Raw genomic sequence first — 21,254 nt, 5'->3', positions numbered from 1 at the left:
ATGAAAAATATTCAGTTTCTCTTTCTAGCCATGTCGTTCTTCTCATTGATGGCAGTGGCGCAAAAAGTCGAAGTTCCTCAGGATACTATGGTAACCACAAACCATTCGGTAAAAATTAAAGGTAAATCGATCGACTATACTGCAGAAACAGGGATGATGCCTCTCTGGAACGAAAGCGGAGATCCGGTTGCGAGTCTTTTCTATACCTATTATAAGCGCAAAAATATTACGAATACAGAAGATCGCCCGCTGGTCATTTCCTTTAATGGCGGACCAGGTTCAGCTTCTGTATGGATGCATATTGCCTATACTGGTCCCAGAGTTCTGAAGATCGATGATGAAGGTTTTCCAGTGCAGCCTTACGGGATCAAGGAGAATCCTCATTCCATTCTGGATGTGGCAGATATCGTCTATGTAAATCCTGTAAACACTGGGTTTTCAAGACCCATCCCAGATGCTGAGGGCAAGGTAGATAAAGAAAAATTCTTTGGGGTTCAGGCAGATATCAGGTACCTGGCAGAATGGCTCAATACTTTTGTGACAAGGAAGAACAGGTGGTTGTCCCCAAAATATTTAATTGGTGAAAGTTATGGTACCACCCGGGTTTCGGGACTGGCGCTCGAACTGCAAAATAGCCAGTGGATGTACTTAAACGGCGTGATCCTGGTATCTCCAACAGAAATTGGTATAGATCGCGAAGGCCCGGTGGAAATAGCGAACAGGATTCCTTACTTTGCTGCAGCTGCCTGGTATCATAAAATGTTGCCTTCAGAATTGCAGCAAAAAGACCTGGAAGAGTTACTTCCGGAAGTAGAAAACTATGCGATCAACGAGCTTTTGCCGGTTCTTATGAAGGGTGGTTTTGTGGACGCCGGAAAAAAGGACGAGGTTGCCACAAAAATGTCTGATTATTCCGGGATCAATAAAGAAGTTATACTACAGAATAATATGGAAGTTCCATTTCAGTATTTCTGGAAAGAACTTTTAAGAGATAAAGAAGGATATACCGTTGGCCGACTGGACTCACGATATAAGGGACTGGATGCCAAGGACTCAGGGGATTCACCAGATTACAACTCAGAGCTAACTTCCTGGTTACATTCCTTTACTCCGGCGATCAATCATTATTTGAGAAACGATCTCCAGTTCAAAACAGATCTAAAATACTTTATGTTTGGTCCTGTGCATCCATGGGATCGTAGTGGAAATAATTCCGGAGAAATGCTGAGACAGGCTATGGCACAAAATCCTAATCTCGATGTTCTTATACAATCTGGTTATTATGACGGTGCTACTACCTATTTCAATGCGAAATACAGTATGTGGCAATTGGATCAAAGCGGAAAAATGAAGGACAGACTTAGCTTCAAGGGCTATCGTAGTGGACATATGATGTACCTGAGAAGCGAAGATCTCCAGAAAGCCAATGAAGATCTTCGCAATTTTATCGTCAAAACGCTCCCGGCAAAGGAAGATTCAGCTAAATATTAATCAACTTCAAGTAGAAATTCTTTTAGCTCAGCATAAGTGCGTAGCTGAAAGGATTTCTTCTTTTTATCCATAATGCTTGCTATAGATGGCGGAATATCTACTTTTGCTCCGGAAGCTTTTTCTACTGTATCCAGGAATTTAACCGGATGGGCAGTTTCCAGAAATACGCCCCGATAATCTGGATTGATCTCTAAAAAGTCCTTTAGCCCCAGGTAACCTACCGCACCATGAGGATCCATTAAATAGTTGCAGTTATCAAAAACAGTTTTTATTGCTGTATTTGTCTGGGCATCGGTATAACTCATAGCTAACAAGTGTTTTTTCAAATCCTGAAAATGATGCCCGAATAATTCAAGAATACGAACAAAATTACTGGGATCTCCCACATCCATGGCGTTCGAAATAGTCTGGACACTTTGCTTTGCCTGATATTCCTGAGACTGCATAAACCTGGTTACCGTATCATTTGCGTTGTTGGCCGCAATAAAATTATGTATTGGTAATCCCATCTTTTTTGCCATAAGCCCGGCGCAAATATTTCCAAAATTTCCACTTGGTACAGAAAAGGCTAATTTGCTGCTTGTCTCTAATTGCCTGTAGGCGAGAAAATAATAGAACATTTGTGGCAGCCACCTGGCCAGATTGATCGAGTTGGCAGAAGTAAGTTGCCGGTGGTCTGTAATTTCAGGATCGAGAAATGCCTTTTTTACCATACCCTGACAATCGTCAAAAGTTCCATCGACTTCGATCGCCTGTATATTCTCTCCCAATGTGGTTAGTTGCTTTTCCTGTATCTCGCTAACCTTTCCTTTAGGATAGAGAATGACCACATCGATGCCTTCCACAGCCAGGAAACCATTTGCGACGGCGCCACCGGTATCCCCTGAAGTTGCCACCAGTACGGTAACCTTTCCTAAATTTCCCTTCTTAATAAAATAACCGAGACTACCTGCCATAAATCGTGCACCAACATCCTTGAAAGCAAGGGTTGGCCCATGAAATAGCTCCAGTACAGAAACCCTGTCTTCAATTTTTTTAACCGGGAATTCAAAGGAAAGCGTCTCTTCCACGGTTTTCTGAAGTTCTGTTGCTGGAATTTCGTCGTCAACAAATTCTGAAATGACCTGCATACCAATTTCTGTGGGATGCAGTTTGCCCAGGTTGCTTATAAACCCTGTCGATAACTTCGGAATCCTTTCCGGGAAATAGAGTCCTTTGTCGGGAGCTAGGCCGCGAATGACCGCGTTTTCAAAATTGCTATAATGCTCCTTATTATTGAGACTGTAGTACTTCATAATATTCTGATTCCTGTTTTATTGATTTCTGAAACATGCAGTTCGTAACCCATTTTCTTATCTTTAAGAAAATCAGCAAAAACTCCCTGTACTTTCTCTGCAACACTATCCCCTTTGCACATTGCAAAAACCGAAGGTCCCGAACCCGAAATTCCGAAGCCAAGTGCAGCATGGTTCATAGCTAGTAATTTGAGTTCATCGAAATAAGGGATTAAAATGGATCGAACAGGCTCTACGATTGCGTCGTGTAAACTTCTACCCATAAGCGCATAATCGCTGGTGTACAAGGCACTCACAAAAGCACCGAGATTACCCCATTGAGCAATGGCGGAGGATAATGTTACATTCTGTTTGATGATTGCCCGGGAATCCCTGGTTTTGATTTCGATCATAGGATGCAGAATAACCATTCTAACCTCGGGAGGCGCAGGCAGTGACAGAATTTCCAGTGGATCATAACTTCTTACCAGGCTAAAACCACCTAAAAGAGCCGGAGCGACATTGTCTGCATGAGCATTCCCACTGGCAAGTAACTCACCTTGCATCGCAAATTCAATTAATTCATTATTGGTGAAAGGCTCATCCAGTAGCTTATTCACTGCATAAACGGCTCCTGCAGCACTTGCAGCGCTACTTCCAATGCCACTTCCAGATCGAATTTTTTTATCGATTTCGATATTAAAACCCTGTCTTGAGCCCAATCTTGCCATAAGTGCCTGTACCGCTACTCCCGCAACGTTCCTGTCTATCTGCAATGGGAGATCGGCGCCGGTAATTTTGGTGATCCTAATTTCCTTGAGATCATTCTTCCTTACCAGCATTTCGTCACCTACATTTTGTAAACAACATCCCAGGACATCAAAACCACAGGATAAATTCGCAACGGTTGCCGGAGCAAAAATTTTTATTTCTTCCATGACTAGCGTTTACCAATTCTTATCACATCTGCAAAAATTCCTGATGCGGTCACATCTGCTCCCGCGCCAGCTCCTTTTACGATCAATGGTTGCTCAGGATAGCGATCTGTAAAAAATAATACAATATTGTCACTCCCACTTAAATTTGCAAAGGGATGTTGTACGTGAACTTTCTGCAAGCCCACCCTGGCTTTGCCATTTTCCAGCTGAGCTACATATTTTAATTCGGCTCCTTCAGCTTCAGCTTCCCGATACATTTTTTGAAAACTGTCCTCATCTTTCTCAAGGATCTCGAAAAATTCAGCGTTATCGGCAGCATTCAGACTGGCTTCCGATAGAAAACTGTCTTTTTCGATATCCTCCAGTTCCAGTCTCATTCCCGATTCTCTTGCCAGAATTAAGATTTTTCGCGCAACATCCACTCCGCTTAGGTCAATTCTTGGATCTGGCTCGGTATATCCTTCATCCATTGCCTGACGCACAACGCTATGAAAAGGTTCTTCAGCCCTGTAATTATTAAAGACAAAATTCAGACTTCCGGAGAGTACTGCCTGGATCTTCCTTACCTGATCTCCGGAAGCCATAAGGTTCTGCAGCGTGTCGATAATTGGCAATCCCGCGCCTACATTTGTTTCATATAAGAAAGAAGCTCCATATTCCCTGGCCAGATCCTGTAGTTCCTGATAGTTTTCAAAGGAATCTGCACAGGCAATCTTGTTGCAGGTTACTACAGAAATAGAGTTTCTAAGGTAATGTTTGTACCAACCCGCGATGACTTCACTCGCAGTATTGTCTACAAATATGCTGTTTCTAAGGTTTAAAGTTTTGATAGTTTCAAAAAAAGCTTCAGGAGAACAGTCTTCTGCATTTGCCAGGTTTTCCTGCCAGGAATTCAGGTCGATACCATTTTCAGAAAAAAGCATTTTACGGGAATTTGAGATCCCTAGTACCCGGACTTTCAGTCTTAACTTCTGAAGCAAATATGTTTCCTGCTTTTGCAGTTGCTGTAAAAGTTTGCCTCCTACATTTCCCACCCCGGTGATAAAAAGATTCAGCTCTTTGGATGGAACCTCGAAAAACTCTTCGTGCAACAGGTTTAAAGCCTTCGTAACATCCTTCTTCGCAATTACTGCTGAGATATTTCTTTCTGAAGCACCTTGCGCAATGGCTCTTATATTGATATTGTTATGACCCAAAGCACTAAACATTTTACCACTTAGGCCATGATGACTTTTCATACGATCTCCAACCAGGGCAATAATAGCGACATCATCCTCGATTTTAACGGCTTTAATCTTACCAGAAGAAACCTCAGCGGCAAAGGTTTCATTTAATACATTTCTTGCTTCCAGCGCCTCGTCGTTGCCAACCGCGATGCAAATACTATGTTCCGAAGAAGCCTGAGTAATGAGAACGACATTGATTCCAGCCAGATACAGCGCTTCAAAAAGTCTTTTGGAAAATCCCGGGATGCCTACCATACCGCTACCCTCAACATTCAGCAGGCTAATAGCATCGATGTGAGTGATCCCGGTGACCCATCTAAAGTTCTTTTTACTGGAACGGGAAATGATTGTACCGTGACTATCAGGGTTGAAGCTTGATTTTATATGAATCTCTATATTTTTATTTATAAGCGGTTGCAGCGTTGGTGGATACAGCACTTTGGCTCCAAAATGAGAAAGCTCCATGGCTTCCTCATAGGAAAGATATTCCAGGGGATAAGCCTGCGAAACCAGGTTTGGATTTGCGGTGTACATTCCATTCACATCTGTATAGATATAAACTTTTTTAAGATGAAGGGCGGCACCAAGGATCGCCGCCGTGAAATCTGAACCTCCTCGCCCTAAAGTACTGGGAACACCCTCAGGATTTCTGGAGATAAAACCAGGAACTACATAGATCTGTGCCTCATTTTTACTGAAGTATTCACGAATTTTGGTGTACGATAGTTCGTAACTTACCTGCACTTTTTCCTTTAGATTGCGACAAACAATCAGCTCCCGGACATCTACGAGCAAAGTGTTTTTCTCGCTCAACCTAAGGTAGGCTGAAATGATCTCGGTACTCAACATCTCTCCAAAACCAGAAATCACATGTGTTGTCTTATCTGAAAGTTCACTCAGAAGAAAAACCCCTTCGCAAAGCGTTTCGAGATGATTCATATAAGATTTGACCTTGCTTAAAACAGCACTCTGATGGTCTACGGGCAGCAATTCCCGAACAGCATCCAAATGTCTTTTTTCTATATTGGATAAAAGTTCTTTGTAAGTATCGTCACGATCACGAGCCATGGTGGCCAGGCTTAAAAGTTGATTGGTAACACCACCAAATGCAGAGAAAACTACAACGACATGTTCCTGACTGCTATATTGGTTTATTAAATTGGATAATCTCTTGATTCTCTCAGGTGAGGACACAGAAGACCCCCCAAATTTCAGGATTTGCATAACTGAAATTATTTAAATGTTAAAATAAAATTTAGGTATGGACGAGTATTATATAGCTAGAACCCCACAAGGGGTAATGCCTGTAATCGTGATAAACATAGCCACAAAGGAAGAGTGAATTTCTTCCTGGATCATGTTTGTAAGTGAAGTAAAAGTGCTCACGATTCTTGTTTTATTTCTTTTAAAGGTATTTAAAAATTCCAGAGAACAAAATTTTAAACCCTTATGAATTAAAGAATTATGAAATTCTCAGAATAGCAGAAAAAAAAGCCTGATAAATTAAATTATCAGGCTCAATATTAATTATTCAAAAATGCAAATTATAATCCGCTGATATAGCTTCCGTAAAGATCTTTGAATTTTAGACCTTTTGAAAACCGTTGCTTGCTCAACTTTTTATGCTCTACAAGTGCCCATAGTAAGAATTCTTTCATGAAATAAGTATCTGAAGATTCCAAATTGGGTTGATACTTTTGAATAAGTTTATTCAGAGGTTCTATAGAATCTAACTTTTCTCTGTATTCTGAATCGCTGAGATCATCTGCCAGTTCGAAACCTGAACTTTCGAAAAACCATTCTACCAGATCATCATAAGGTGTGGTGGCGTCGGGCTTCTGAAGTTTTTCTATCTTCGGAAAATATTCCGGGAACAGTGTTTTTACAGCTGCACCAATTAGTTCAACCGCTACGAAAGCAGCGCCTTCCTGTTCTCCCTCGTAAACCAGTTCAACCTTTCCGGTAATTGCGGGTATTACCCCAAGAAAATCACCAAAACGCAGCGTGGTTTCTTCGTTTCCCGTTTTAAGAATACGTCTTTCCGCAGTACTTAAAAGGTTTTCGAAAGCGGTGATGCTCATCCTCGCGCTCACCCCGCTTTTATGATCGATATATTCGCTATCCCTGGCCTCGAAGCTAATTTGCTCCAGAAGGTCTTTTGCAAGCTCAGGAACCTTAATGGTATCTTCCTGTCTTCCATCTTTCCTGGCTTCCTGGGCCGTAATGGTCTTCGCAATTTCAATATTCTGTGGATAATGTGTAAGAATTTGAGATCCTATTCTATCCTTCAGGGGAGTTACTATGCTCCCCCTGTTGGTATAATCTTCAGGGTTGGCCGTAAATACGAATTGCATATCCAGAGGAAGTCGTAATTTGAAACCTCTAATCTGTATATCCCCTTCCTGAAGGATGTTGAATAAAGCAACCTGTATCCTGGCCTGCAGATCTGGCAACTCATTGATAACAAAAATACTTCTGTTCGCCCTGGGAATCATTCCGTAGTGAATCACGCGATCATCGGCATAACTCAATCTGAGATTCGCCGCTTTTATAGGATCCACATCCCCAATAAGATCTGCGACCGTAACATCTGGAGTTGCCAGCTTCTCGAAAAATCTATCCTCCCGTTGCATCCATTCTATCGGGGTATCATCACCATGTTCCGCGATCTTTTCCTGAGCAAAACGGCTAATTGGCTGCAATGGATCATCATTGATCTCTGAACCTGCTACCACAGGAATATATTCATCCAGCAGGTTTACCATGAGCCGGGCAAGTCTTGTTTTCGCCTGTCCGCGTAAGCCCAGTAAGTTGATATTATGCTTTGATAAAATGGCACGTTCCAGTTCCGGGATCACTGTGTAGTCATAGCCATGAATGCCTTCAAAGGCCTTTTTGCCTTGTTTAATCCTGTTTTTTAAATTATCTCTAAGTTCGTCTTTAATACTTCTCGTCTGGTAACCTGAAGATTTTAGTGCTCCAAGTGTTTTAATATCTTTCGTATTCATAGCTTTATCCTCTAATTCTTTTTTTTCTGTTCGATTCATAATCTTCAAAGATCATTTCACCCAGTCCTTTAAGCCCGGTATAGAATGCCTTGCCCTGATTGGCAGCGGTAAATTCCTGTACAAACCTGGTAAGATAAGGATCCTGGGCGATCATAAAGGTGGTAATGGGTATTCTTAGCTTCCTGGCCTGTCGTGCCTTATTATAGCATTTATCGATCACATAAGGGTCTAATCCAACGCTGTTCTTGTAATAGCTTCCATCCTTCTCCCTGATACAGCTAGGCTTACCATCGGTAATCATGAATATCTGTTTATTCGTATTTCTTTTCCGGCGCAACAGATCCATAGCTAATTCCAATCCAGCCACCGTATTAGTATGATAAGGTCCAACTTTGAGGTAAGGCAGTTCAGCTATTGAGATAGGCCAGGCATCGTTTCCAAAAACGAGAATATCCAGAGTATCTTTTGGATACCGCGTAGTAATTAATTCTGAAAGTGCCATCGCTACCTTTTTGGCAGGTGTGATGCGATCTTCGCCATATAGGATCATACTATGACTTATATCGATCATAAGTACAGTACTCATCTGAGATTTGAAGTGAGTTTCCTCAACAACAAGATCTTCTTCAGACATATTGAAATCACCGATTCCATTGTTTATTTGGGCATTCCGAAGACTTTCTGTGACAGAAATCCGGCTTAGCGAATCTCCAAACTGGTATTGCCTGAAATCACCGGTGTGCTCGTCTCCTCTACCGGTTTTATTGGTTCTATGGTTTCCTGCGCCACCTTTTTTCAATCTTCCGAAGATCTGATCCAGGGCTTGCTGGCGTATGGCACGTTCGGTTTTCGCGGTTATGCTCATCCCGCCGGTACCATCTGGCTCGATCTCTTCTTTAATGTAGCCCTTCTGTTTAAGTTCTTCAACAAAATCATCGATCGTATACTCCGAGGTAGTAAGTTGATATTCCTCATCGAGCTGTCTTAGCCAATCCAGGGCTTCGTCAAGATCTCCCGAGGTATGTGTGATGATTTCTTTGAAGATATCAAAAAGCCTGTCGAACACAGACTTTTCAGGTTCATCGAATTTATTAAAAACAAAGCCCCTGGTTTCTTTCTCCTTCTTTTTCATAATAATAAAATTAAGGCTTTTCACAGGAATCTAAAAACGGCTGATCATGCACAGAGACTAAATTTATGTTAACTTAAGTGTATTCCTGAATATGCACCTGATGTTATTTTTGTCACAAATTCCTGCTATTTTAATTTCGGTTCTTCTGAATATTTTGCCGTCGGAAATCGCCTGAAGTCAGCGTTTTATTGGGCTCCCAAATCTAACTAGACAATTATTACTTTACACATCTATATTGTAAACCAATTGCCCTATTTCGCAATTGCTACGCAAATACTATCTTAGAGGCTTGTAGCTACATAAGCACAGGATTCCATCCATGTGTTGATGATTGCTACAATAATGTTGCGCCAACCAGAAACGACCATTATGAGCATAGGAGAGATTATTGTGATCTTTTTTTCAGTAGTTATGTGTATTCCAACCATAGCATCAGCGACCAGATTTGATCAATGGTGGATACGTGGATTTGATTTTCCCAGGATACAGATAAGTTTTCTGATCCTTTGCGTTATTATCGCTTCGGTTGTCGTTTATGACTTCAGCAAGGACTGGCATTTACTGGCTATCGCTATACTATTTATTAGTCTAATGTACCAGTTTGTAAAAATCTTTCCATACACCTATTTATCCAAAAAGCAAGTGATGAAATTCAAAGGAAGCGATGAAGATGCCTCGATTTCCATTCTTGTAAGCAATGTTCTTACTCCCAACAAGGACAGTCATAAACTGATTGACCTGGTAAATGAAAGAGAACCAGACATACTTCTAACCCTGGAATCTGACCAGCGCTGGGAAGATGAAATGTCTATCATTGAGGAAGATTATAAGTACACGGTTAAGATTCCCATGGATAATTTGTATGGTATGCATTTGTATTCAAAATTAAAACTGGAGGACATCAAGGTGAAATACCTGGTACAGCACGATATCCCTTCAATTCATGGCCAAGTAGTGCTAAGGAATGGTAAAAAAGTGAACATTCACTGCCTGCATCCTATGCCGCCCAGTCCTACGGAAAGTGATACCAGTACGAACAGAGATGCTGAACTCTTGATGCTTGGTCGTGATATTAACAGCGAAAAGAATACCACGCTGGTATTTGGTGATTTAAATGATGTTGCCTGGTCCAGGACGACACGGCTTTTTCAAAAATTAAGCGGACTCATGGATCCGCGGATAGGTAGAGGATTTTTTAACACGTTTCATGCAGACTATGCTTTGCTACGCTGGCCTCTCGATCATGTTTTCCATACAAGAGATTTTACGCTTATCGAGATAGCACGTGAGAAGAATATTGGCTCAGATCACTTCCCCATGTATATTAAGCTGAATCATGAACCTATTGCAGGCGCAATCAATGAAGACACTGATGCTCCGGATGAAGAAGAAAAGGAATGGGCAGAAGAGAAAATAAAAACAGCCAATCCCTTAATAGAAAAGATCCCCTTTAGCTCAACTGGAAATAGGGTGCAAGCTTAGAAATTCCCTTAAGCTTCTCACAATGTCTTGCTGAAAGTGGTTTTTCAATAAAATCTACCACATGTGGATCATTAGCAGCTTCCCTTTTGTCTTTACGATCTATGGAAGATGTCGCCATGACCACATGCAGGCGTTCATCTGCAGGTAATTTTTTTATACGATCCAGAAATTGCCATCCAGACATTTCCGGCATATTGATATCCAGCATAATAAGGTATTCCTGTTCTTCGCTGGCTTCAAACTCCAGGAATTCCAAAGCTTTGTGCGCATCCTTGAAGACTAATGGCTCTGTATCCAGTCCACTTTTGGAAACGATCTTTTTCTGTAGGAACGTGACGATGTCATCATCATCAATAATAATAGTACGTAACATATAGGGTAGTTTTGGGGATTGTTACAATTCATTTTCTGATTTCTCAGCGATTTCCCGGATGATCCCATCCAGTTCATTCGCTGAAATTAATATATTTTCCAGTATTTCATCGATGTTATCTAAATCTTCTCGATAATTCATCATCAAATCTACGAGTCCCATGATCTTTGCCAATGGCGCTCTAACGACATGAGATTGTGTCCAGGCTATCTCTTTCAATCGCTTATTATGGTTTTGAATAGCGATTAAATGACTTTTCCTCTCAGTAATATCCTGTAATGAGCCAATTATCCTTAAGGGCTTCTGGCCATCATCATACATGAGATGACTTCGATCTAGAATATATTTGTAGGAGCCATCAGCGCATCGAAATCTATATTCAATCGTCAAATGCTGGATTTTATTTTCTATGAGGTCTTGTGCAGCTTTTCTTACTTCGTCGTAATCTTCAGGGTGAATTTTATCGTTCCACCATTCTGAAGTATACGTGTTATCTTCAGAAGTCCACCCGAAAACTGATTCCAGGGTATTACTCGCTTTCATGATCCCTGTAGCTATGTGAAAATCTATAATGATATCACTGGTTGCTTTCGCCACAATATCATATCGTCGCAAACTTTCAATAAGCTGTCGCGCCTGAATAATAAATTCGGTGATATCTCTTGAATTTAATACGATACCACCAACAGCGTCATCATTGGAGAGATTTGTAGCAATAGTTTCAATCCAGTGAATTTTATCTTTTTGACCCTGTACCCTGTAACTTGGCAACTGAACTCTTTGCCCTTCCTTGAGTTTCTCCAGAATTTTAGCGATCTGAGACCAATCCTCTTCGATTACTCTCTTTTTAAAATGAGTATGAGCTAACTGCTCGACAGAATAACCATAAAGCAAATCGGTTCCGGGGCTATTATATATAAATTTCATCTCCTTATCCAGAATGGCAATGTGATCTGAACCCTCCTGTACAAGAGCCTTAAATCGCTTCTCACTGTTTCTAAGCAATGATTCATGCTCTTTAATGGCCGTGACATTGGTACCGTATATGTAAACGATATTCTCATTCTCAAAAAATCTCGAAAAACGCCAGGATATCCAGATATAGTCTCCATTCTTTTGCCTGCAACGAATTTCAAAATCCTCACCTCCAATTGAGATTAAATTGATGGCTTCGAAAGTTTTCTCCAAATCTTCCGGATGGATAAAGGTAGAAAACGGCTCAGATAACATTTCTGCTGTACTGTAATTGAAAGTTTTAACAAACGCTGGATTGGCCATTTTGATATAACCATCCAGCCCTATCACAGCTATCAGGTTAGGAGAATATTCAAAAAAATCTGACAGTTGATTCTGACTCAACTTCCTCTCCATCGCCGATGCTATTTGTATACTAACATCTGAATATAAAGATCTTTCAATTTTTTTATGGGCAAGCTTAGAACCAAAACATAGGATACTGATAAGCCGACCCTGCATTATAATTGGTATTCCAACTGCGGTATGTATACTTTCAGAATCATTCAGCATCATGTTCTTGAGTAAACCAGTATTCTCTTCCTTATGAATAATTTCAATATCCATAGAAGACCATACTTTGCCTGGTAGACCTTGTCCTTCTTTATAACGAACACTTTCAGAATCACCCTCCTGTAGATCTAAATTTTCAGGCCAGTAGGAAGTTCTTATCAATTCTACTTTGTTCGCACTTAATTTATAAGCTTCAGCATACTCATACCCGAGCTCCCTACAGAAAATTTCAAGAGTTTTAATAGTTGCCTCTTTAAACGTTTTGGTATCACCAAAAGCTTTCAAAGTTTTTAAGATGAGATCCTTTCTTTTATTCTGAAGAAAAGCTTCGGTATTATTTCTGGCTATACCAACCAGGCCAACGATTTTATTATCTGTATCTCTTAGAGGAACTTTTGTGAGGAGCACCATTTCCTGACTACCATCGCTTTTTACTACAATGTCCTGGCGATTATAAACTGCTTTCCCGGTATTCATCACAGCATTATTATCGGCAACGATCTCTTTGGCTTTAGACTCCTCGAAGTAATCGAAAGGCGTGGTATTTAAATCGGTTCCTAAAGTCTGCAGATCAATAATATTAGTGGCGAATTTCTTATTAGTGAGTATAGAACGATTTTGTCTATCCTTCACAAAAATATAATCTGGAATATTATCGATGATAGCACGTAACATCTGCTTATCTGCTCTCCGCTTGCGTTCGATTTCCAGTTTTTCCGTAATATCCTTAGCTATCCCATATACTCCTATAGTTTCCTGCTGATATACGATTGGAAAGTTTTTAACCTCCAAATATTTGTGGTTTCCCTTTGCACTTATAAAACTACACTGGTAATCCAGTGATTCTCCCTTCAAAGCCCTTCCGAAATACGTTAGAACCTGTTCCTTCTCCTTTTCGGGGATGAAGGGTAAGAAATGCATTTGTAATAATTCTTCCTCAGTGGTCTCGGCAATTCTAGCAGATTGTGCATTTACGTTAATAAAGTTTCCTTCCTGATCGAATAGGAAAACCGCGTCTGGATTATGATAAAACAGATTCGAATAGAACTGAGTTTTATAGTTTAATTCTTTTAGCAACAGGTTTTCTTGATTTCCTGATGTTTGCTGAGTTTTTTCGATCGATAAGGAAATACTTTCAATCTTATGATTTTCAGCAATAATTGGGGCGATGTAAAAACTGAAAATGGGTGAATCCAGGTTCTTCTGATAAGTATGGGTTTGAAAGCGACCTTTTTTACAGAACGTCATTTTTTCGTTGAGCTGAGCTGCAAGTTCTGAAGGGAATATGGTAAACAACGTACTATGCAATACAATTTCCGAAGTGAAATTTTCTTCGAAAAATTGAGCTGCAGCATTATCAAATGCAGTGACACCCTTGATATAGCTAAAGGTAATCACTGTTTCTGTAATCGAATTTATAGAAACGTTATTCAAGGTGTTATAGTAGGTTTGGGCAAAGAAAAATACAATTTTTTTTCAGCTAATCCTAAAACAAAGTTCTGGAGAACTTCAGGCCGGCCCCAAAGTTAGATTCGTCTACTGTTTTGATATCTGAAGCGACAAAAGCAGAAAGGTTATAATCTCCCTGCATCAATTCCACTTCCAGGTATGAAGAAAAAACTTGCTTGGTCACCGGGAAGAAGGAATCCTTGACTCCATAATTTTTTCGATAGGATAACAGTGCGCGATACGGTAATTTAAACGCTGTCCCCTTGATTCCTACGTGATGCGCTGTTACGATATTGACGCCAATTCTAAAACGCTCATCTGTGGTTAAAATAAATGGATTTCCTATGACTAACTTTTGATAAGTCCAACCAGACCTGTAAAGATTATTGTTGAAATAATTATCTGCGCCATCCTCTAATGAACTTTTTCTGCTTCGGCTTTGGTTTTTCGTGAAATGAAATTCATACATGAAAGCCTTGATCCAGTCCTTACCCCAAAAGGTATCCCTATTATCTTCGACATAAATTCCGTAGCGTCCATCAGGAAAATTACCCAGTTTTAAACCCGAACCATCTTCAAATATATGATTGTAAAAAAATTCTGTATCCAAATCATTGATTCTGGTGCGTATTTTTAACTCATAACTACCAATTTGATTACCGAGCGCATTGACTTCCTGGCCTCCAACATCATCAATTCCAGCTCTTCCGGTAATAACGCGCGCATAATCCTCCAGAGTTTGAGGTAGTCTTCCAAACTCTTCAGATGTTCCTGCCCATTGTACAAACTGCTGTAACCCGAGACTCACCTCAAAATCTCGTTGATTTCTATAAACTAAATGTCCACTTTTATGATGCAACCTAGGGCTATCTATATATCTATCATCATCCAGGAGATATTCACCAAAAGAAAATTTAAATCCAAGTCCGTAATCTTTAAAATTAAAAAAAATTGGTTGTTTAGTTTCTATGGAAATACCTGGAAACGGTGATGCATTGAGGGACCATAATATACTTTCGTTACTAACACTCAGGCCTTGGTAAAGATTTTTACGCTGCCTTTTACCAATATCGACCCTAATCTTTGGAGAAACGTAACTAAAGTAAGCCTCGTCTATCTTAAGACCATTCTCATAGCCATCCTTATATAGCAATCCGCCACCAAACTGAAATGAGCTCGAATTATCTATTTCAAAAACAACCGATCCAGATAACAGTCCGCTGTAAAATGACTTCTCATCCACCCTCCCTCGGCGATTGGAATGCATCCAGAATGGAGATTCTGATCCACTATAAAGTCCTGCGGTTCCAATAGCATCCAGATTAAAATAATCCTGACCAGATGTACTTAAACCGAAGATCATAAAAATACAGAGAACTATAGGATGCTTCATATGTTTACTTGGGTTGCAAATATTACTAATTAGAATTTAAATTCTGTAATTTTGACCGGTAAAATAGATCATATGTTATCGATATTTAGCAGAAGTAAGTATTTGGTTGACTTATTAGAAGGAATGCCAGATTTTCACAATCATACCTTACCGGGCATTGATGATGGCTCTGATAGCATAGCAACTTCAAAAGAATTGTTTGAAGGGTTCGCCAATTTAGGAATCGATAATATTATTGCTACTCCTCATATTATTGGCGAGTTCTATCCCAACACCCCTGAAACCGTTGGAGAAGCTTTCAAAAAAGTAAAACAGGCGGAGGCTGGCCCAAAAAATTTAAGCTTTGCTGCAGAATACATGATGGATCAGCACTTTCTAGAAATTTTAGCAAACGAGGAGCTTCTCACGGTCACTGAGAACAAAGTACTAGTTGAAATGTCCTATTTTCAGGCACCAATTAATTTAACCCAGATTTTATTCAAACTTCAGAATAATTCAAAAATTCCAATCCTTGCCCATCCTGAAAGATATACATATCTGCATACCAAGGACCTAAATAAATATCGAGACTTAAAAACCCGAGGTTGCTTTATGCAGGTTAATATGTTGTCCTTATCCAATCATTACGGAAAAGGCATACAGAAAATGGCTTACCAATTAATCGAAGCGGGTTTAATTGACTATCTCTGTAGCGATGTGCACAAAATCAGTCATCTGGAAAAGATCAGGGAGATTAAAATTCCGACTAAACATGTGAAAAATATCACTACGATAACTGCTAATAATCGCGAGCTACTGCAGCAACACTTTAGTTAGAATTCGAAATTCTTTTTTTGATTCGTTGCCATCTTGATACATTATCCTCACCATATCCATATCCATAACCATAAGAGTATCCATACTGAGCACCATAGCTAAACTTGGAATAATCTATATCATTAAGAATAACTGCAAGCCCCTTTAGTTTCCCTTGCTTTTTAAGGTCTTTTGGAAAGTCTAGAAGCGCTTTTTCCGTATAATCTGCTCTGGTGACATAAAGCGTATAATCTGCCAGCTGACTAATCAACAACGTATCGGTGACGATCATGGTAGGAGCAGTATCTACAATAATATAGTCGTACTTAGCTCTTGAACTCTCAATCAAACTTTCCATTCGATCGTTCATTAATAATTCAGCTGGATTAGGAGGAATTGGACCAGATAATACCACGTCCACTTCAATATTATGATCGTTTGTTTTAGATATAATATCTTCCATCCTAACGTCGTAATCATATAGATAATCAGACAGACCTTTCTCCTTGGCTCCCATAGTATCGCTGGTATATCTATGTAGTTTAGGATTTCTGATATCAGCTCCAATCAATAGAACCTTCTTATTAGAACTTGCCAGGGTACGAGACACATTGTAAGAGACAAAAGTTTTTCCCTCCCCTTTAATCGTAGAAGTCACAAATATAACATTGCCTCTAGATTTATCTTTGTTCTGTACAAGATAGGCAAGGTTGGTACGTAGGATCCTAAAGGATTCTGCTAACGGAGATCTATCATTCAGTTGAATAACGTCAGTTTCTTCAGCTTTAATTCTCGGTAACTCTGCTAAAAAAGGAACATCCTTTAGTAGTGATGAAAGATCTCCTTTGTGATGAACTTTGGTATCTAAAAAATTCTTGGCAAATATGACCAGAATTGGAATAATTAATCCAATCAAGAATCCAGCGGTTAATATAATCCATGGCTCCGGATCTACAGGAGATTTATTTGTAAAAGGTGCATCAACAACTCTAGCAACTGCCGCTGTCGCTGCAGAAGAAATAGCTGCCTCCTCTCGTCTTTGTAACAGGAAAAGATACAGTTGCTCTTTAATTTGTTGTTGGCGTTCAATGGTACGCATCCCTTTTTCTAAGCCAGGAAATGCACTAAACTGACCTTGGGCAACATTCTCTCTTTTACCAAGTTCTCTTAATTGGATATTTAGTGAGCTTCTGGTACTTTGAATATTTTCAAAAAGATTGCTCCTTAATCCATTGAGCTGCTCGCTAAGAGTTTTGACTACTGGATTTTTTTCAGTTCCACCCTCAAGGTATACGTTACGTTCGACTACGAGTGAATTATAAGAGTTTACAAGACTAGATATTCCACCTTCACTAATACCTACGTCAGGTAATAATTCATACTCACCCTGACTTCTAAGAAGCTCTTCAACAGACTTTAATAATTCTAGCTGAGTTTCAAGGTTAAATATTTCCTGTTCAGCATTAGAAAATTTAGATTGAAATTCAGATGCTCCACTACTGATGTCCATGATTCGATTATCTCTCTTGAAATCGGCAATATTAACTTCTACAGAATCTAATTCTGAAGTGATCATTTCCAGTCTGTCCTGAATAAACTTTGTAGTGTTTTCTGCAACTTCCTGATTATCTTTTACGCCCTCTTCATTAAACCGCTCCATCAGTTTGCTCAGAAAATCCTGAGATTTTTCAGGTGTATTCTGAACAACGCTGAGCGACAATATATCCTTTGCCTGACCCTTCTGACTAATTTGCAATTTTGAGATGTATTGAGCAGCAACATCTCTTACTGGCTCTATTATAATATTTACTGAATTAGTCTTACCAAAACTTCCCTGCTCCTTGCCTGATTTTGGTAATACGATAAAACTTAAACCTTCCAGATTAATTATTTCACCAATTTTATGATTGGCGTTATACCCGAGGCTTTCGTCTTCAAGTCTAAATGATGTCTCGGAGGTTGGTGTTACCACAAAATCTCTCGAAATCGTATTCACCACACTGTCACTGGTTATAAATTCAATTAGAACAGGACTTGATTGATAAGCCTCCACCGTGATGACATTACCTTCGATGAAATAGCTTACATTATGATTGAGCTCATCAACTACGCTTTCTACAAGCTGCTTGGATTTCAACTTTTCTATATGGTTCTGTATACCATCATCTTCCAGGGAGAAAATAGCGCCACCACCTGATGGGGTAGCATTCATTGCATTCTGCTTTTCGTCATCAACGATGATCATAGTAGCTTCAGTACTATATTGAGGTATAGTATACCTATTATACAAATAGGCCAGTACACCCCCTAGAATTAAGCCAAGCAAAATCCATTTCCAATATGCCAGATATTTAAATAATTCGGCTTTAAGATCAAAATTTGATTCTTCTTTCTCTTCAGTAAAATCGTTTAATTCATCCATTTAGCGTACGAAAATTAAAATTAAACCTATTACCGAACTAACAAGACCAAGTATAGCTCCAGGACTACCGAAGAATCCAGCAGATTTCATTCGAGCATAAGTAGGCTCTACATAGACTATATCGTTTTGTTTTAGATAATAATAAGGACTACTAAATAGATCTGTTTCAGTCATATCAATAAATCCAACCGACTTAACACCATCCTCCTCTCTAATCACACGAATGTTTTGTCTTTTTCCTGTGTAACTTACATCCCCGCTCATGGCAAGTAATTCGGGCATAGTGATTCTCCCGTCAGTAATCTGAACCCTTCCCGGAGATCCTACTTCACCCAATACGGTAATACTGAAATTAACTATTCTTACATCAACAACTGGATCTCTTACATAATCTGAAATCTGATCTTCAAGTTTCTCCTGTATCTGAGTTCTTGTTAAACCTCTTACCTCGATGCTTCCCAAAACTGGGAAATTGATAGTTCCATCGGGACTCACTAAATATCCGGTAAGTGATAAATTCTGCCCACCTCCACCGGACTGTCCTCCCTCTCGATTCATTTGAAAGGGCGCTACGATTTCGGGATTAACTGAAGATGAGGAAACATTGATTCGAAGGACATCGTTCTTTTCAATTTTGGGTTCGTAATCCAAAAGATTTTCCTGCCCCTCCAGGTTCTGTACATTATTGAAGTAAACTACCTGATCTTTAGTAGCACAACTAAATAGACTACCACAAATGAGTAATAGAAATAAAAATTTTCTCATCAATTGATTTCTGATTTTTTGGTTTCTGAGATTTGATCCAGTTTTTCATATGAAGAATTATTACTTTTAAATTCCGGAATCAGCTCCTTCAGTTTAGCTACAACTTTATCATTTTTCAACTTGGTTGCAGATTTCACAATCTTTATAATGTTCTCGTTAATACCTTCATAATCTCTAACAACTTCCTGTCCAATCATGATTTTCTTATGATGAGTAGGCAATGTCTTGCACTCATCATTCAGCAATTCTTCGTATAATTTCTCACCTGGTCTTAAACCTGTAATTCGAATTTTGATATGCTTATTCGGCTGATAACCTGCTAGCTTGATCATTTTGATCGCAAGGTCCATAATTTTGACCGGTTCTCCCATATCAAATACGAATATCTCCCCACCTTTACCCATAGCACCAGCTTCCAATACGAGCTGACATGCTTCCGGGATCGTCATGAAATATCTGATGATATCTGGATGAGTAATCGTAACAGGACCTCCTTTTTCAATCTGTTTTTTAAATAATGGTACTACCGAACCATTAGAACCTAAAACATTTCCAAAGCGTGTGGTAATAAATTTTGTTGAACCAATCCCGGTTTGAAGTTGATTGTGAAATAAGGACTGCACATACATTTCAGCAGCGCGCTTAGATGCACCCATCACATTACTTGGATTTACAGCCTTATCTGTTGAAACCATTACAAAATGACCAACGTTATACTTCACTGCAAGATCAGCCAGGTTTTTTGTACCAAGAATATTGACAAACACCGCTTCGTGAGGATTACTTTCCATAAGCGGCACATGCTTATAGGCAGCAGCGTGATAAACAACATCTATATTCTGGTTCTGGAACATTAATTCCAGTCTTTTCTGGTTCCCAACATCACAAACAATTACCTTAAAATTTAAGTCAGGAAACTTGGACTCTACCTCCAGCTGTAAGTTATGCAAGGGCGTTTCCGCCTGGTCCAGAATGATCAATCGTTTGGGATCATATTTAGCAACCTGTCGAACAATTTCACTTCCAATAGATCCAGCTGCACCTGTCACCAGTATCGTTCGATCTGTTAATTGTTCGATTTTATTCTGTGTTTCAAGATTAATAGGTTCTCTATCCAGCAAATCTTCAATTTGCAATGTCTTTACTTTATTCGCAATTGGTTCCCCACCCCAGGTTGATACCAGAGGAGCGTTATATATGGTAATATCGTGTTCCAGGCACTCTTCTACGAGCTTAAATTTCTCTTCCGAAGAAAGAGTATGCTCAGAAAAGATGATGGCTTCTGCTCCCAACGAGTTTAACTCTTCATGAATCTTTTTTGTATGTCGTAGAACTGGTTTATCCAGAACCCTTAACCTTTTATGGGAATCCTGAGTCAGAAATCCTACGATACGAAATCGACGAGGATGTTCAATCTCCAGCGCTCCAGCTATCGAAATAGCATTCTCGTCCACTCCCAGAATTACAGCATTAATCAGAGATTCATTCTTCTGCAAGATTTTGAAATACTCATAGAATTGTTTGACACTGAGCCTGAAGAGAAACAAAAGTGAAAAGGAGATCCATAAATTAATCAATAAGCCACCAATCAGGAATATCTTCTGGCCAACTATAAAGTAAGCAGCATAATTAAGGACGAGCAATCCGATGAAAGCACTGCAAGTTGCTAGCAAAAGTTTTAAAGCATCTACATTTGAGGAATAGCGTATGATCCCGGCATATGTCTTAAAAACAAAAAAGAAAACAATATTCATGGCTATGACCACGACTGCTTTTTCGTAAAAATTCAATAGCGTATATTGAAAGGGAGATAGATCCAGAAGAATAAAAATAGTTAAGATTGTAGAAATCGTAACTAAAGCTATGTCTATGATCAAAATCGCCCACCTGGGAAGGTATCGTAAATTACGTATATCCAGAGAGTTATCGGGACCTGAAATTATGTTAGAAAGGGCTTTTCTTATGCTCCCCATAATCTA

General features: G+C 39.5%; 14 protein-coding genes. 3 read left to right on the top strand and 11 right to left on the bottom strand.

The features are described 5' to 3' along the window. Entirely contained in the window at positions 1-1,491 is a 1,491-nt protein-coding gene (locus tag G529_RS0111915) for a S10 family peptidase (protein WP_026915748.1), read from the top strand. Here G529_RS0111915 and thrC read toward each other — a convergent pair. The 5 genes from thrC to G529_RS0111890 all read right to left on the bottom strand — a co-directional run bounded on the left by thrC (position 1,488) and on the right by G529_RS0111890 (position 9,069). After that, on the bottom strand, positions 1,488-2,786 hold the full coding sequence (gene thrC, locus G529_RS0111910) for a threonine synthase (protein WP_026915747.1): 1,299 nt from the start codon (positions 2,784-2,786) through the stop codon (positions 1,488-1,490). The two genes, G529_RS0111915 and thrC, sit on opposite strands and share 4 nt — an antisense overlap. Further along, positions 2,783-3,703 (bottom strand): homoserine kinase, encoded by a 921-nt coding sequence (locus tag G529_RS0111905; RefSeq protein WP_026915746.1) that lies wholly within the window; start codon positions 3,701-3,703, stop codon positions 2,783-2,785. The genes thrC and G529_RS0111905 overlap by 4 nt, the downstream gene beginning before the upstream one ends. Before the next feature lie 2 nt (positions 3,704-3,705). Further along, positions 3,706-6,153 (bottom strand): bifunctional aspartate kinase/homoserine dehydrogenase I, encoded by a 2,448-nt coding sequence (gene thrA / locus G529_RS0111900; protein WP_026915745.1) that lies wholly within the window; start codon positions 6,151-6,153, stop codon positions 3,706-3,708. 320 nt (positions 6,154-6,473) lie between these two features. After that, a complete protein-coding gene (locus G529_RS0111895; protein WP_026915744.1) occupies positions 6,474-7,937 on the bottom strand; it encodes a magnesium chelatase in 1,464 nt (487 codons plus the stop codon). Positions 7,938-7,941: 4 nt separating this feature from the next. Further along, complete coding sequence (locus G529_RS0111890; RefSeq protein WP_026915743.1) at positions 7,942-9,069, bottom strand: vWA domain-containing protein; 1,128 nt, start codon at positions 9,067-9,069, stop codon at positions 7,942-7,944. A gap of 369 nt (positions 9,070-9,438) precedes the next feature. Here G529_RS0111890 and G529_RS0111885 point away from each other — a divergent pair, with 369 nt between their 5' ends. Next, positions 9,439-10,551, top strand: a complete 1,113-nt coding sequence (locus G529_RS0111885; protein WP_026915742.1) for an endonuclease/exonuclease/phosphatase family protein — start codon at positions 9,439-9,441, stop codon at positions 10,549-10,551. Here G529_RS0111885 and G529_RS0111880 read toward each other — a convergent pair. From G529_RS0111880 to G529_RS0111870, 3 genes are read right to left on the bottom strand one after another with little or no spacing between them, the layout of a single operon-like run. Continuing rightward, on the bottom strand, positions 10,520-10,924 hold the full coding sequence (locus G529_RS0111880) for a response regulator (protein ID WP_026915741.1): 405 nt from the start codon (positions 10,922-10,924) through the stop codon (positions 10,520-10,522). The two genes, G529_RS0111885 and G529_RS0111880, sit on opposite strands and share 32 nt — an antisense overlap. A gap of 21 nt (positions 10,925-10,945) precedes the next feature. Then, entirely contained in the window at positions 10,946-13,885 is a 2,940-nt protein-coding gene (locus G529_RS0111875) for a PAS domain S-box protein (RefSeq protein ID WP_026915740.1), read from the bottom strand. Positions 13,886-13,937: 52 nt separating this feature from the next. Then, the gene (locus G529_RS0111870; RefSeq protein ID WP_026915739.1) at positions 13,938-15,293 is read right to left on the bottom strand and encodes a capsule assembly Wzi family protein; all 1,356 of its coding nucleotides are present in this window, start codon (positions 15,291-15,293) and stop codon (positions 13,938-13,940) included. A gap of 72 nt (positions 15,294-15,365) precedes the next feature. Between G529_RS0111870 and G529_RS0111865 the strand changes: the two genes are divergently transcribed. Beyond that, complete coding sequence (locus G529_RS0111865) at positions 15,366-16,109, top strand: tyrosine-protein phosphatase (protein ID WP_026915738.1); 744 nt, start codon at positions 15,366-15,368, stop codon at positions 16,107-16,109. On the opposite strand, the gene G529_RS0111860 is transcribed toward G529_RS0111865, so the two are convergent. Genes G529_RS0111860 through G529_RS0111850 form a run of 3 tightly spaced genes read right to left on the bottom strand, consistent with a single transcriptional unit; the run spans position 16,102 to position 21,248 of the window. Further along, a complete protein-coding gene (locus tag G529_RS0111860) occupies positions 16,102-18,510 on the bottom strand; it encodes a GumC family protein (protein WP_026915737.1) in 2,409 nt (802 codons plus the stop codon). The genes G529_RS0111865 and G529_RS0111860 overlap by 8 nt on opposite strands. Next, the gene (locus tag G529_RS0111855; protein WP_026915736.1) at positions 18,511-19,275 is read right to left on the bottom strand and encodes a polysaccharide biosynthesis/export family protein; all 765 of its coding nucleotides are present in this window, start codon (positions 19,273-19,275) and stop codon (positions 18,511-18,513) included. After that, positions 19,275-21,248, bottom strand: a complete 1,974-nt coding sequence (locus G529_RS0111850; protein WP_026915735.1) for a polysaccharide biosynthesis protein — start codon at positions 21,246-21,248, stop codon at positions 19,275-19,277. Before G529_RS0111850 ends, G529_RS0111855 begins: the two co-directional genes overlap by 1 nt. Between the last annotated feature and the right edge of the window lie 6 nt (positions 21,249-21,254).

Source organism: Christiangramia portivictoriae DSM 23547 (genome assembly GCF_000423045.1).
Lineage (GTDB): Bacteria > Bacteroidota > Bacteroidia > Flavobacteriales > Flavobacteriaceae > Christiangramia > Christiangramia portivictoriae.
The sequence above is the reverse complement of the archived record's forward strand: the minus strand, read 5'-3'. Positions and strand labels throughout refer to the sequence as shown.